General features: G+C 72.5%; 10 protein-coding genes and 1 pseudogene. 5 read left to right on the top strand and 6 right to left on the bottom strand.

Annotated features, from left to right (window positions below):
- Positions 1-3: 3 nt before the first annotated feature.
- Positions 4-2,517: a DEAD/DEAH box helicase gene (locus H7827_RS28175; RefSeq protein ID WP_386541890.1), complete on the bottom strand. Its 2,514-nt coding sequence runs from the start codon at positions 2,515-2,517 to the stop codon at positions 4-6.
- Positions 2,518-2,643: 126 nt separating this feature from the next.
- Between H7827_RS28175 and H7827_RS28180 the strand changes: the two genes are divergently transcribed.
- Positions 2,644-3,429, top strand: coding sequence for a metal-dependent hydrolase (locus H7827_RS28180; RefSeq protein WP_432747832.1), 786 nt, complete (start codon positions 2,644-2,646; stop codon positions 3,427-3,429).
- 112 nt (positions 3,430-3,541) lie between these two features.
- Here the strand turns inward: H7827_RS28180 and H7827_RS28185 are convergent, their stop codons facing one another.
- Entirely contained in the window at positions 3,542-5,359 is a 1,818-nt protein-coding gene (locus tag H7827_RS28185) for an ABC transporter ATP-binding protein (protein WP_432747833.1), read from the bottom strand.
- A complete protein-coding gene (locus H7827_RS28190) occupies positions 5,356-7,128 on the bottom strand; it encodes an ABC transporter transmembrane domain-containing protein (protein WP_432747834.1) in 1,773 nt (590 codons plus the stop codon). Before H7827_RS28190 ends, H7827_RS28185 begins: the two co-directional genes overlap by 4 nt.
- A 199-nt stretch (positions 7,129-7,327) precedes the next feature.
- On the opposite strand from H7827_RS28190, the gene H7827_RS28195 reads away from it, so the two are divergent.
- From H7827_RS28195 to H7827_RS28205, 3 genes and pseudogenes are all read left to right on the top strand, one after another.
- Entirely contained in the window at positions 7,328-7,696 is a 369-nt protein-coding gene (locus tag H7827_RS28195) for an ArsR/SmtB family transcription factor (RefSeq protein WP_030738523.1), read from the top strand.
- Between the two features lie 15 nt (positions 7,697-7,711).
- Positions 7,712-8,268 (top strand): annotated as a pseudogene (locus H7827_RS28200) (DUF6886 family protein).
- Positions 8,269-8,988: 720 nt separating this feature from the next.
- Positions 8,989-9,588, top strand: coding sequence for a hypothetical protein (locus H7827_RS28205; RefSeq protein WP_432747835.1), 600 nt, complete (start codon positions 8,989-8,991; stop codon positions 9,586-9,588).
- Between the two features lie 431 nt (positions 9,589-10,019).
- Here H7827_RS28205 and H7827_RS28210 read toward each other — a convergent pair whose 3' ends face one another.
- The 3 genes from H7827_RS28210 to H7827_RS28220 form a co-directional block, all read right to left on the bottom strand.
- Positions 10,020-10,613, bottom strand: coding sequence for a lytic polysaccharide monooxygenase auxiliary activity family 9 protein (locus H7827_RS28210; protein ID WP_432747836.1), 594 nt, complete (start codon positions 10,611-10,613; stop codon positions 10,020-10,022).
- A gap of 202 nt (positions 10,614-10,815) precedes the next feature.
- Positions 10,816-11,118 (bottom strand): hypothetical protein, encoded by a 303-nt coding sequence (locus tag H7827_RS28215; protein WP_432747837.1) that lies wholly within the window; start codon positions 11,116-11,118, stop codon positions 10,816-10,818.
- 360 nt (positions 11,119-11,478) lie between these two features.
- Entirely contained in the window at positions 11,479-12,498 is a 1,020-nt protein-coding gene (locus H7827_RS28220; RefSeq protein WP_432747838.1) for a hydroxyacid dehydrogenase, read from the bottom strand.
- Between the two features lie 156 nt (positions 12,499-12,654).
- On the opposite strand from H7827_RS28220, the gene H7827_RS28225 reads away from it, so the two are divergent.
- The gene (locus H7827_RS28225) at positions 12,655-13,752 is read left to right on the top strand and encodes a LacI family DNA-binding transcriptional regulator (RefSeq protein WP_432747839.1); all 1,098 of its coding nucleotides are present in this window, start codon (positions 12,655-12,657) and stop codon (positions 13,750-13,752) included.
- Positions 13,753-14,082: the final 330 nt, after the last annotated feature.

Raw genomic sequence — 14,082 nt, forward strand, 5'->3', positions numbered from 1 at the left:
CGCTCAGAGCTGGCCGACATCCACGACCTGGAGCACCGCCCGCCCCTCGGCGTCCGAGGCGGTCAGATCCACCTCGGCGGTGATGCCCCAGTCGTGGTCGCCCGCCGGGTCGGCGAACGTCTGCCGCACCCGCCACAGGCTGTCCTCGGGCCGCTCCTCGATGCTCAGCAGCTTCGGGCCGCGGGCATCGGGGCCGGTACCCAGCTCGTCGTACTCGTCCCAGTAGGCATCCATCGCGCGCGCCCAGCGCTCCGCGTCCCAGCCGGCGTCGCCGTCCAGCGCGCCGAGTTCGGCGGTACGGTCCCAGGCCGCCAGCTCCACCCGGCGGAACAGCGCGTTGCGCACGAGCACCCGGAAGGCCCTGGCGTTCGCGGTGACAGGCTTGACCTGGTCGGCCCGCTCCTGGGCCTCCTCCGCGTCCTCCTCGGCAGGGTTGGCCAGCTGCTCCCACTCGTCCAGCAGGCTGGAGTCCACCTGGCGGACCAACTCGCCCAGCCAGGCCGTGATGTCCTGGAAATCCTCCGACTTCAGGTCCTCGGGGACGGTGTGCTCCAGCGCCTTGTAGGCCCCGGCCAGATAGCGCAGCACGATGCCCTCGGTCCTGGCCAGCTCATAGTTCGAGACGAACTCCGAGAAGGTCATCGCCCGCTCGTACATGTCCCGCACCACCGACTTGGGGGACAGGGGGTGGTCCCCGACCCACGGGTGGCTCCTGCGGTAGACGCCGTAGGCGTGGAAGAGCAGTTCCTCCATCGGCTTGGGGTAGCTGATGTCCATCAGCCGTTCCATGCGCTCCTCGTACTCCACGCCGTCGGCCTTCATGGCGGCGACCGCCTCACCGCGCGCCTTGTTCTGCTGTGCGGCGAGGATCTGGCGCGGGTCATCGAGCGTGGACTCCACGACGGAGACCATGTCCAGGGCGTAGGAGGGCGATTCGGGGTCCAGCACCTCGAAGGCGGCCAGGGCGAAGGTGGACAGTGGCTGGTTGAGCGCGAAGTCGGCCTGGAGATCAACGGTCAGCCGCACGATCCGGCCCTGGGCGTCGGGCTCGGGCAGCCGTTCCACCACGCCGCCGTCCAGCAGCGAGCGGTAGATGGCGATCGCCCGCCGGATGTGCCGCAGCTGGGCCCGGCGCGGCTCGTGGTTGTCCTCCAGCAGCCGCCGCATCGCCTCGAACGCGTTCCCGGGGCGGGCGATGACCGACAGCAGCATGGCGTGGGTCACTCGGAACCGGGAGGTCAGCGGCTCGGGCTCGGAGGCGATGAGCTTCTCGAAGGTGGACTGGCTCCAGTTCACGAAGCCCTCGGGGGCCTTCTTGCGGACCACCTTGCGCCGCTTCTTCGGGTCCTCGCCCGCCTTCGCCAGGGCCTTCTCGTTCTCCACCACGTGCTCGGGCGCCTGCGCCACCACGAACCCCGCCGTGTCGAAGCCGGCCCGCCCGGCCCGGCCGGCGATCTGATGGAACTCCCGGGCCCGCAGCACCCGTACACGATTGCCGTCGTACTTGGTCAGCGCCGTGAACAGTACCGTGCGGATCGGGACGTTCACCCCCACCCCCAGGGTGTCGGTGCCACAGATGACCTTCAGCAGCCCGGCCTGGGCCAGCTTCTCCACCAGCCGCCGGTACTTGGGCAGCATCCCGGCGTGGTGCACCCCGATGCCGTGCCGCACGAACCGGGAGAGATTACGGCCGAAGGCGGTGGTGAAGCGGAAGTTGCCGATGAGCGCGGCGATCTGGTCCTTCTCCGCCCGGGTGCACATGTTGATGCTCATCAGCGCCTGCGCCCGCTCCACCGCCTGTGCCTGGGTGAAGTGGACGATGTAGACCGGGGACTGATGCGTCTCCAGCAGTTCGGTGAGGGTGTCGGTGAGTGAGGTGGTCCGGTACTCGTAGCTCAGCGGTACGGGACGGGTGGCGGAGCGGACCACCGCCGTCGGGCGGCCGGTGCGGCGGGTCAGATCCTCCTCGAACCGCGACATGTCGCCGAGCGTCGCGGACATCAGGACGAACTGGGCCTGCGGCAGCTCGAGCAGCGGGATCTGCCACGCCCAGCCCCGGTCCGGCTCGGCATAGAAGTGGAACTCGTCCATCACCACCTGGCCGATGTCCGCCTCGGCGCCGTCCCGCAGCGCGATGGAGGCCAGCACCTCGGCGGTGCAGCAGATCACCGGCGCGTCCGCGTTGACCGAGGCGTCACCGGTGAGCATGCCGACGTTCTCGGTGCCGAAGATCTTGCACAGATCGAAGAACTTCTCCGAGACCAGGGCCTTGATGGGCGCCGTGTAGAAGGTCACCTCGTCCCGGGCGAGTGCGGCGAAGTGCGCGCCGGCCGCCACCAGGGACTTGCCGGACCCGGTGGGCGTGGACAGGATGACGTTCGCGCCCGAGACCACTTCGATCAGCGCCTCCTCCTGAGCGGGGTACAGGGAGATTCCCCGCTCTTCCGCCCATGACGAGAACGCGTCAAAGAGGGCATCGGGGTCGTTGGCGGCAGGCATCTGATCGATAAGGGTCACCGCTCCATACTGCCCGCACCCAGGCGCTAAACCGCAACCGGCTTCTCATCCCAAGATCACATGGGACTACGCTGTGCCGCCAACAGAACTCCACAGACGACGAGTAGAAGGCGGGGGCGCTACCAGATGATGGGACCGGCGCATTCACTGTCCGGCGCGATGGCCTGGCTGGGGGTGGGCCTGGCGGCGGCTGCCGCCGATCATCCGATGCCCTGGCCCGTCCTGCTGGCCGGAACGCTGATCTGCGCGGGCGCCGCCCTCGCACCCGATCTCGACCAGAAGGGCGCCACGATCTCCCGCGCCTTCGGACCACCGTCCAAATGGCTGGCCGGGCTGATCGACAAGCTGTCGGTGGCCGTCTACAACGCCACCCGGGCCAAGCGCGAGAGGCGCCGTTCCGGCGGCCACCGCACCCTCACCCACACCTTCCCCTGGGCGCTGGCCGTCGGTGTCGGCTTCTCCGCCGCCGCAGTCCTCTTCGGCCGGTGGGCGGTGCTGATCATCCTGTTCATCCACATGGTGCTCGCCGTGGAGGGACTGCTGTGGAAGATGGCCCGGATGTCCAGCGACGTCCTGGTGTGGCTGCTCGGTGCCACCAGCGCCTGGATCCTGGCCGCCGTCCTGGACGAGCCCGGCAACGGCTCCACCTGGCTGTTCAGCGAGCCCTACCTGTGGCTCGGCATCCCCATCGTGCTCGGTGCCATGGTCCACAACTTCGGCGACGCCCTCACCATCTCCGGCGTCCCCATGCTGTGGCCGCTGACCATCAAGGGCCGCCGCTGGTACCCCATCGGCACCCCCTCCGTCCTGCGTTTCAAGGCCGGCGCATGGGTGGAGAACAAGGTGTTGATGCCGGTCTTCATGGTCGTCGGCGCCGCCAGCGGCATCGGAGCCCTGGTCCTGGCCGCCTGAACCGGCTCCCGGAGGCCGGGCTGGCGGCCCCACAGGACCCGCCACCCCGGCCTCCGGGTCACCCGGCCGCCGCCCGGCACTCATCGACTGCCACGTTCCGCGGCCGGGCCCCTCAGCGCACCGTCCCGGCGTCCTCCTCCCGCGCCGGGGACCCGTGCCACGAGCGCCACAACGCCGCGTACGCCCCGCCGGCCGCCACCAGCTCGTCATGGCTGCCCAGCTCGCTGATCCGGCCGTCCTCCACCACCGCGATCACATCCGCGTCGTGCGCGGTGTGCAGCCGGTGCGCGATCGCGATCACCGTACGGCCGTGCAGCACCCGGCCCAGCGAACGCTCCAGATCACGTGCCGCCCGCGGGTCGAGCAGCGAGGTCGCCTCATCCAGCACCAGCGTGTGCGGATCCGCCAGCACCAGCCGCGCCAACGCGATCTGCTGCGCCTGGGCCGGGGTCACCGCCACCGCTCCGGAGCCCACCTCGGTGTCCAGACCCCGCGGCAACTCCCGCACCCAGCCGTCCGCGTCCACCGCGCCCAGCGCCGCCCACAGTTCGGCGTCCGTCGCCCCCTCCCGGGCCAGCCGCAGGTTGTCCCGCAGCGGTCCCACGAACACGTGGTGCTCCTGATTGACCAGCGCGACCTGCTCCCGTACCCGCTCCGCCGGCATCCCGGCCAGCCGCGCACCTCCCAGCGTGATGTCACCGCTGCCCGGCGCGTAGATCCCCGCCAGCAGCCGGCCGAGCGTGGATTTCCCCGCCCCCGACGGGCCCACCAGCGCCATCCGGGTCCCCGGCGGCACCCGCAGCGACACCCCGTGCAGCACATCGCGCCCGGCCAGATAACCGAACCGCACCTCCTGGGCCGTCAACTCCCGCCCGTCGGGCGACAGCGAGGCATCCGCGTCGGGGTCCTCGACCTCGCGCACCCCGACCAGCCGGGCCAGCGACACCTGCGCCACCTGGAGCTCGTCGAACCAGCGCACGATCATCCCGACCGGCTCCACCAGCATCTGCGCCAGCAGGGCCCCCGTCGTCAGCTGACCCACCGTCATCCAGTCGTTCAGCACGAAGACGCCGCCGATCATCAGCACCCCGGACAGAATCAGCGCGTGGTACACGTTGATCGTCGGAATCAGGATGGTGCGCAGCCACAATGTGTACCGCTCCCACTGGGTCCACTCACGCACCCGGCGTTCCGACAGCTCCACCCGCGCCGACTCCAGGCGGTGCACCTCGATGGTGCGCCCGGCGTCGACCGTCTCCGCCAGGGCGGCGGCCACCGCCGCGTACCCGGCGGCCTCCGCCCGGTAGCCGGCCGGTGCCCGCCGGAAGTACCACCAGCAGCCCGCCACCAGCACCGGCAGCGCTATCAGCACCCCCAGCCCCAGGGCCGGGGCCGTCACCACGATGCCGCCCAGCAGCAGCCCCGCCCACACCACCGCGATCGCCAGCTGCGGGACCGCCTCGCGCATCGCCTGCGCCAGCCGGTCCACGTCCGTGTTGATCCGGGCCAGCAGATCCCCGGTTCCCGCGCGCTCCAGCACCCCCGGCGGCAGTGCCACCGAGCGCACCAGAAAGTCCTCGCGCAGATCCGCCAGCATCCGCTCGCCCAGCACCGCGCCGCGCAGTCGCACCATCCGTACGAAGAACGCCTGCACCGCGAGCGCCACCGTGAACAGCGCGACGGTCCGCGTCAGATGCAGTTCCTCGGCGCCCGCCGCCAGATCCTGCACCACCCGACCCAGGAGGTACGGGCCCACCATGGAGGCCAGCACCGCCAGCGTGTTCACCCCCACCAGCAGGGCGAACGCGCCCCGGTGCCGCCGCAGCAACTCCCTGACGTACGCCCGCACCGTGTGCCGGCCCGCCACCGGCAGGATGGTGGCGTGCTCCACGGACGCCGGATCGTACTCGGGAGGCGAAACGCCCATCATGCCGTCTCCTCGGCGTAGTGACTCGTCTGCGGTTCCCGGGTGACAACCGCCCGGTACTCCGCGTGGGAGCTCAGCAGCTCCCGGTGCCCGCCGGTGGCGGCCACCCGTCCGTCCGGCACGAACACCACCTCGTCCGCGCGGTCGAGCAGCAGCGGCGACGAGGTGAACACCACCGTGCTGCGCCCGGCCCGCAACTCCACCAGCCCTTCCGCGATCCGCGCCTCGGTGTGCGAGTCCACCGCGGAGGTCGGTTCGTCCAGCACCAGCACCTCGGGGTCGGTCACCAGCGACCTGGCCAGCGCCAGCCGCTGCCGCTGCCCCCCGGACAGCGAACGGCCCCGCTCGGTGATCCTGGCCTCCATCGGGTCGCCCGCCGGGCCCGCGGACGACCGGGACAGCGCCGCCAGGACGTCCTCGCACTGCGCCGCCGCCAGCGCCGCCGTCACCTCGACCTTCCCCGAGGACGGCACCGCCAGCAGTTCCCGCAGCGTCCCCGACATCAGCACCGGATCCTTGTCCTGCACCAGCACGGCTGTACGCGCCGTGGCCAGCGGCACCTCGTCCAGGGGTACGCCGCCCAGCAGCGCCGAGGGCTCACCCCGGCCGTGGATCGGATGCCCGCCGAGCCGTTCGGCGAGCCGCTCGGCCGTGTTCGGATCCCCGCACACCACCGCCGTCAGCAGCCCCTCGCGGACCACCACACCGCTGGCAGGATCACTCAGGTCACCACCGAGCGGGCCCTGCTGCCCGGCCCCCGGGTCCGTCCCGCCGGTCTCCCGCAGCAGCCCCAGAACCCGCACCGCCCGCTGGGCGGAGGGCCGCGAGAATGTGAACGCCATCGCCGTCTCCTGGAAGAGCCGCAGCGGGAACATCAAGAACGTGGCCGCCCCGTACACGGTGACCAGCGCACCCGTCGAGATCCGGCCCTCACTCGCCATCCCGGCTCCCTGCCACACCACCGCGATCAGCAGCAGCCCCGGCATCACCACCTGCACGGCGTCGATCAGCGACCACATCCGCGCGCTGCGCACCGAAGCCGCCCGCACCTCCTGGGAGGCCCGGCGGTAGCGGTCCAGGAACAGCTCCTCGCCACCGATACCGCGCAGCACCCGCAGCCCGGCCACGGTGTCGGAGGCGAGTTCGGTGGCCCGCCCGGACTTGCCGCGCTCGGCGTCCGCGCGGCGCACGGCGGCCGGCAGCAGCGGGACGAAGGACAGCACCACGGCCGCCACCCCCGCGAACACCAGCAGCCCCAGCTGCGGCTCGAAGATGATCAGGCCCGTGCACACCGACAGGGCCACCACCACGGCGGCCCCGAACCGGGAGACCGACTCGACGAACCAGCCGATCTTCTCCACGTCACCCGTGGAGACCTTGACGATTTCACCCGCGGCGACCCGCTGGGTGAGCATCCCGCCCAGTTGGGTGGCGCGCCGGGCGAGCAGTTGCTGGACCCGGGCGGCCGCCGTGATCCAGTTGGTGACGGCGCGGCGGTGCAGCATCGTGTCCGCCAGCGTCATGGAGAGCGTGATGCCGAGCATCAGCAGGCCGGTGAGGGCCAGGTCCCGGCCCGATTGGTTCACCACCGCCTGGACCACCAGGCCGAGCGCCAGCGGCAGCATGGCGATGCTCGCCTGGTGCAGAATGCCCCACAGGAGGGCCTGTACCTGACCGCCCACCTGTTTGCGGAACAGCCACAGCAGAAATCGGAAACCGGACCGTACGTCGGGTTCGCCGGGGTCGGAATGCGGAAGATCGCGAATGTGCATGACATCCCAGAGTCAGTACGTGCGGAACTGGGCAACCTGCCAAGCCTCACGGCCCGCACCCGCCAAAATCAACGGGTTTTTCCCGGCCACCACCGCAATTCACCAGCACGCGCGGAAAACCACCGATAATCCCCCGGAAATGCTTTCTCCGCGACGGCCGCTCTCCCGGACCGCCGGGCCCGGCACGTACCATGCGGGGATGGGACATGGAGCCGACCGCCGGGACCCCCCGGCCGCCAAACTGGACGCGGAGAGCGCCGCATCCGTGGCCGCGACCCTCCAGGCGCTGGCCACTCCCTCCCGGCTGCTCATCCTCGCCCGGCTGCGGGAGGGGCCACTGCCGGTCACCGAACTCGCGGCGGCGGTCGGCATGGAACAGTCCGCCGTCTCCCACCAGTTGCGGCTGCTGCGCACCCTGAGCCTGGTCAGCGGCAGCCGGCAGGGCCGCCGGATCGTCTACAGCCTGCACGACCATCACGTGGCGCAACTGCTGGACGAGGCCGTCTACCACATCGAGCACCGGCGCCTCGGTCTGCGCGACCGGGACCCGTACCCGCAGCCCTCCTAGACCCGGCTCGCACGGATGCGTCCCGCTCCCGGTGAGGTGCTGCACTTCTCCGAGGACCCCACCATCGCCCGTTTCGTACCCCACGTGGCCCGCACCGCCCGGCAGCCGCAGCCGTACGTGTGGGCCGTGGACGCGGCCTGGGCCCCCGACTACTGGTTCCCCCGCCAGTGCCCGCGCGCCATGGTCTGGACGGTGCCCGGCGCCACCGTGGAGGACCGGGAGCGTCTGATCGGCCCGGGTGGCGGGGAACGCGTGCACGCCATCGAGTACGACTGGCTGGAGCGGATGCGCACCACCCGGCTGTACGCGTACCGGTTGCCCGCCGCCCTCTTCCGGCCCTTCGGGCAGCCGGTGCCGCACGCCCATGTCGCCACCGTCACGGTGGAGCCCCTGGGGCCGGCGGAGCCGGTGGGGGCCTGCTGGAGCTGCACCGGGCGGCCGGGATCCAGTTGCGGGTCCTCGACAACCTGTGGCCGTACTGGAGGGCGGTGACCGCCGCGGGCCTGGGATTCAGCGGTGTCCGGCTGCGCAATACGAAGCCGGCACCCCCCGATCCGCGTCCGGCGGGCTGATTCCCCTTCAGAAAAGTAATGCGCGAGGTGTTGACGCAGGACACCCGTGCTCCCACCATGAGGGGCATCCCCACTGAGTGGGAGCGCTCCCATCCGGGTCGCGTGGCGCGCTCCCACTCAGCGGTGGTTCAGCTCGCCGCGCACGATGGAGAAGGGCCGCAGCCATGCCATCCCCCACGTCACGCCGCACTCTGCCCCCCAGGGCCGTCCCATGATCACCGGGCCGGTGCCCCGGATTCCCTGTGAGCGCCCGGCCGTCCGGCCGTCCGCAGACCACCGCCCGCTGCTGCGGGCCCGGCTCCGCGAGGCCAACCGGCGCAGCGCGTTCAACCGCCGAAGCCGGGCCGAAGGGCTGTAGCCCCGGCCCCACCGACACGGCCGCGCCGCGACACGTGCGGCCGCCGTACCGCCCACCGACCTCCGCGCCCGCCGTCGTGCCGCCGCTCCGGACCCCTGTACGGGGGAGCCCCGGCGGGTCGCGGGTGCCGCGCCGCTTTGGTCCTGTCAGGGACGGCAGGGACCGAAGCGGACCTCGCCCCGGACGACCGCCGCCTCCAGCCGGGCGGCCGTCCGGGGCGGACGCGGCGCCGCTCCGCATGATGTGCCAGTAGTGCGCCGTCGTCTGGGAGCGCTCCCAGGCACGCAGGGCTCCGACGCTGTTCACGAGCCCCGGCCGACGGCCGCCCCCGCCACGACCATGACCGAGAAGGGCCTCTCGCCATGCCATCCCCCATCACCGCGGATCCTTCCGTCCGCACCTCCCGGCACTCCTCCCCACCACCGGCGGCCGACCCCCCGCTGCCGCTCACGGTCCGCCGCGCGCTGGCCGCGCTGCGGATCGCGACCGGCGTCATCTTCCTGTGGGCCTTCATCGACAAGACCTTCGGCCTCGGCTACGCGACCGCCTCGCAGAACTCCTGGCTGAACGGCGGCTCGCCGGCCCGCGGCTATCTGCTCAGCGTCAGTTCCGGGCCGCTGGAGTCGGTGTTCCACTCCTGGGCCGGGCAGGTCTGGGTCGACTGGGCCTACATGGCAGGCATGCTCGGGGTGGGGTTAGCGCTGGTGGCCGGGGTCGCGCTGCGGATCACCGCGCTGGCGGGTGGCCTGATGCTGCTGACGCTGTGGGTGGCCGAGTGGCCGCCGGCCCGGCATCTGTCGGACGGTTCGCCGAGCATGTCCCCGAACCCGCTGGTGGACCAGCATGTCGTCTACATCGCCGTTCTGGTGGTGCTCGCGCTGTGCTCGGCCGGCCGGACCTGGGGGCTCGGCGGCACCTGGGCCCGGCTGCCGCTGGTCGCCCGCCACCCCTGGCTGCAATGAGGGACCGCGGGCGCGCGGGGAGTGGGTGACGGCCTCCTCCCGCGCCCGCTCCATCCCCGGCCCGGAGCATCGCGCCGCCGCCCACGGGCGGCGCGCTGCACCGGGCCCCGGGGCTGTTCACGGCCCACGGCGCGGCGTTTTCCCCCGCCGGGCGCTGCCGCGATCCGGGGCGGGTGCGCGTGGTGCCGGGGAGCGCCGTCCGCCATCACCGAGCGACGCTCCGTTCGACGTGGTCGGCCGGCAGCCACCGAACGGTCCCGGCTCGCGGGCGGATCACGCTGTGCGTGGCGCCGCCGCCCGCCCGGCGCCTTGCGTCGCGTCGACTGGTGGCCGCTGCCGCCGGGGTGTCATCGCGTGGCACCCGGCGGCAGCGGCGGTCGGTGGGGGAGTGGCACGGAGGTGGACCGGTCAGCGACCGGTCACCGCTCGCCTCACAGGTCCACGTCCGCGCAGGAGTAGAAGGCGTTCGGAGTGTCGGCGACGTCCCAGACCGCGAGGATCATGTGGCGTCCCGACTTCTGGGTGGGCACGGTGCCTTGGTGCTGCTCGTTGGCGGCTGGGTGCCGGCCGCCCAGCGGCACGGTCATGAACGGCTGCGGTTCCAGGTCGGCCCGGGTCAGCGGCTGGCTGGGGTTGTATCCGTCGCGGGTGATGTAGTAGCGGAAGTCGCTGGTGCTGTGCGTGACCGTGAAGGTCCAGCTGAAGGTGTAGCCCTGACCCGGCGTCAGCCGGGTGGCCGGCCAGCTGCCACCACGCGGATCGTCCAGCTGGGCGAACCGCGCGTTGCCGCCGGCACAGATCTGTCCGTCGGCGGGGCCGCCCTGCGGGAAGCCTTTGGGGCCCTCGACGCTCTGCGGCTCCCACTGGATCTCGCCGCAGTTGCTGACCGCGCCCTGGGCGCAGAACGACTGACGGCTGGTCGGTGCCGTGCTGTAGCCGTGGGCGTGGGCGGTGCCGCCGGTGCCGAGCACCGTGATCGCGGCGAGCCCGAGCCCCGTGGCGGCGGCGGTGATCTTTTTGCGCATGCTTCGCTCCCGGAGATGTGGGGGGTGGAGAGCTCCGTGCACGGGTGCGAGTGCTGCGGTCTAGACCAACTCCGACGGTAGCGCCGGGCGATGCGTCATGTCCAGACCAATGTGCGGACCGGGGCGCGGATCCGGCGCGCCGCCGTACGGGTGAGGGAGTGCCGGGCCTCACCGGCACCGCCCGCCTCCCGTGGATCCTGGCTCAGACAACCTGGACGTTGTAGCGGCCCTTCACGTGCCGCCGGACGTCACGCGCCGTCCACACGTCGAACTCCGTCACCCGGCCTGCCGAACCCGCCCTCATCAAGAAATTCGGAACCCCTGTCGGCGTCCCGTCGTAGAAGTCGTCCGGCCCGGGCCGAAGCTGCGCGCTCACCGGCGCGTCGGACTCCCGGCGCACGCAGTAGTCGAGGTGGCCACCGCCGTCGGCCATCAGCTGGGAGGTCTGCTCCACGTGCTGCCAGACCTCGTTCAGCGGCCGGACGAGGTGCGCGGGGGATTCCACTCCGCCGCCGTGCCGATGTCCGACGGCGCCTGCCGGCCCGCCGTCGCCACCTGCGGCGCCGCGCTGCTCTCCCGCTTCACCTCCGGCTGCACGGCGGTCGGTGCGAGGCCGGGCCGCCGACGCGGGAGCCGTCAGCGCCGTACCCGGACCCGTGGCGGCCGCGGCCACCGCGATCACCACCGCGGCGCGCCGTCGTCGCCCGGACCTCAGGGGGACATGCCCTCGCCTGGAGTGAGAGGAAGACGGACAGGGGTGACGGACGGCGGCGTTCGCGCGGCCGTGCCGAACCCGGTCGCCCGAACGCCCCGTCCGCCTGTCCGTCGCCGCCCGCGAGGCGGAGGTTGCCGCCCGGACGGGCGCTCAGGCGATCGTGTCCAGATCCGATCGCCGCACCCGGTGCCGCAGCGGCCGGCCCGCGCACAGCGCTGCCGCCTCCTGCGCCACCACCTCGCCCAGCCGCTCCAGTTCATTGCCCAGCGCCCCGGCGATGTGCGGCGTGAGCAGGACACTCTCCAGCCCGAACAGCGGTGAGTCCACCGGCAGCGGCTCCGGTTCGGTCACGTCGAGCACCGCCGATATCCGGCCGGACACCAACTCCGCCTCCAGCGCGTTCTGGTCCACCAGCGACCCGCGCGCGGTGTTGATCACGGTGGCGCCGTCCGGCAGCAGCGCCAGCCGCCGGGCGTCCAGCAGGTGCCGGGTCGCGGGCACGGCCGGGGCGTGCAGGCTCAGCACCGTACTGACGGCGCACAGTTCGTCCAGCGGCAGCGCGGTCACTCCCAGCTCCCGCGCCTCCTCCACCCGCAGATACGGATCGTGCACCGCCACCTCGAAGTCGAAGGGGCGCAGCAGTTCGATCACCCGGCGCCCGATCCGGGACGCGCCCACGATGCCGACCCGCCGCCGGTAGTTGCCCATGGTGTGGGTACGTGCCGCCGCCGGCGGGCGGCGTTCGGCCGCGTACCTGGCCGCCGTGCCCAGCGCGTCCTTGCCGCTCAGCAGAATCGCACCCAGCGTGAACTCCGCCACCGGCAGCGCGTTGGCGGCGGCGGCCGAGGACACCGAAAGGCCGCGCTCCCAGCACGCCTCGGTGATGTGGTGCTTGACGCTGCCGGCCGCGTGCAGCACGGCGCGCAGCCGGGGCAGCCCCGACAGCACCGGCTCGGTCAGCGGCGCACAGCCCCAGCCGGTGATCAGGACCTCCACCTCCGCCGGGTCGATGCCACCGGCCGGCACCGGGAGCGGCGCGGCATCGTCCGGCAGCCGCAGCACACCCGACAGCCGCTCGCGCACACCCGGGGGGAAGAGCCGGGGGAGATGGGCCGGGTCCATGACGAACAGCGCGGCGGGCCGCCCCGCGCCGTTGTTGATGCTGGGCATTGGTGCTGGTCAGCTCCCCATGACAGAAAACGTTGTCTGCCCAGCCTGAACACCGGCCCAAGGGCACGTCAAGGGCGTGAAGCGGCGAAGTCACGTGCCGGCCCCTCCCGTTAGACTGCGCCGGATGAGGAGAAACGCTTTCTGCGGAGCGCTGCCATGACGCCGGCCGGCGGAGCGCCGGCCACGCTGCGCGATGTCGCGCTACGGGCCGGTGTGTCGATGGCCACGGTGTCCCGCGTCCTCGCCGACAACTACCCGGTCGCCCAGCGCACCCGCCAGCGGGTGCTGCGCGCCATCAAGGACCTCGACTACGTCGCCAACACCCACGCCCGCGCGCTGCGCGGCCGCGGCACCCCCACCGTCGCCTTCGTCCTCAACGACGTGCGCGGCGCCTCCTTCGCCTCGGTCGCACACGGCGTCGAGCAGGAAGCGGCCAGGCGCGGCCGGATCTGCCTGATCTGCACCACGCAGGGCGACCCCGAACGGGAACTGTCCGTCGTGCGCACCATGCGCGAACAGGGCGCCGGTGCCGTCATCCTCATCGGCGGAGTGGTCGACGACGCCGCCTACCGCGGTCAGATGACGGCCATCGCGCACTCCCTGGACGCCTCCGGGTCCCGGCTGGTGCTGTGCGGACGCCCTCCGCTGGGCCCCGATGTCCCCGCCACCGTCGTGGAGTACGACAACGAGGGCGGCGCGTACGCCGTGGTCAGCCGGCTGCTGGCCCAGGGCCACCGGCGCATCCTCTTCCTGGGCGCCGCAGCCAACGGCTCCACCACGGCTGCCGGCCGCCTCGCCGGCTACCGCCGCGCCCTGGCCGACCACGCCGTGGCGGCCGACGAAGCCCTCGTCGTCGCCACCGAGTTCAGCCGGGCCGACGCCTACGAGAAGCTGACCGCCCGGTTGCGGCAGGGCCGCGACTTCACCGCGGTGTGCGCCGTCACCGACACCGTCGCCGCCGGCGCCCTGGCCGCACTCGGTGACCGGGGTCTGCGCGTCCCCGAGGACGTCTCGCTCACCGGCTACGACGATGTCGACCCGGCCACCGACCTGCGCCCGCAGCTGACCACCGTGCACGTGCCGTACGAGGAGGTCGGCCGCACCGCCGTACGCCTGGCGCTGGGCCTGCGCGCGGGGGAGGTCTCCTCGGCCGCCCAGCACGCGGTGCTCGGCACCCACGTGGTCATCCGGGACTCCACCGCCCCGCCCCCGGCCCGCCAGGGCCCTTCCGCCCCGGCCGGGGAACCGGCGTGACCGGCACCCACCCGGTCCGGCCCAGCCACCATGCCGACCCCGGCTTCCCGTTCACCGCGGGCGGCCGGTGGCTCCACCCCGCCACCGACGGCTTCCCCGGCTGACCCACCGCACCCTCCTCTCCTCATCCGCCCCCGTCACGTGGACGGCCCACGGCGCCGCTCCCGGCCCCGGGCGACATCGAGTGCGACGGCTCCCACCGGACGTACCGCGGCGCGGACCTGCGGATCGGTGTCGGACGCGCCGGAACCCGAAAGTTTCGGCGCCGCCGACGCGGTTTCCCGCCCCTCCCTCCGGGGCCACCATGATCCACAGAAGGGCCCACACACC

The organism is Streptomyces sp. JH002 (assembly GCF_050916115.1).
In the GTDB taxonomy this organism is placed as follows: domain Bacteria; phylum Actinomycetota; class Actinomycetes; order Streptomycetales; family Streptomycetaceae; genus Streptomyces; species Streptomyces xiamenensis.

Excerpts from the sequence above, each read along its gene's own strand:
- H7827_RS28180 (WP_432747832.1), top strand. The coding sequence starts at position 2,644 with ATGATGGGACCGGCGCATTCACTGTCCGGCGCGATGGCCTGGCTGGGG.
- H7827_RS28185 (WP_432747833.1), bottom strand. The coding sequence starts at position 5,359 with ATGATGGGCGTTTCGCCTCCCGAGTACGATCCGGCGTCCGTGGAGCAC.
- H7827_RS28190 (WP_432747834.1), bottom strand. The coding sequence starts at position 7,128 with ATGCACATTCGCGATCTTCCGCATTCCGACCCCGGCGAACCCGACGTA.
- H7827_RS28195 (WP_030738523.1), top strand. The coding sequence starts at position 7,328 with ATGGGACATGGAGCCGACCGCCGGGACCCCCCGGCCGCCAAACTGGAC.
- H7827_RS28205 (WP_432747835.1), top strand. The coding sequence starts at position 8,989 with ATGCCATCCCCCATCACCGCGGATCCTTCCGTCCGCACCTCCCGGCAC.
- H7827_RS28210 (WP_432747836.1), bottom strand. The coding sequence starts at position 10,613 with ATGCGCAAAAAGATCACCGCCGCCGCCACGGGGCTCGGGCTCGCCGCG.
- H7827_RS28220 (WP_432747838.1), bottom strand. The coding sequence starts at position 12,498 with ATGCCCAGCATCAACAACGGCGCGGGGCGGCCCGCCGCGCTGTTCGTC.
- H7827_RS28225 (WP_432747839.1), top strand. The coding sequence starts at position 12,655 with ATGACGCCGGCCGGCGGAGCGCCGGCCACGCTGCGCGATGTCGCGCTA.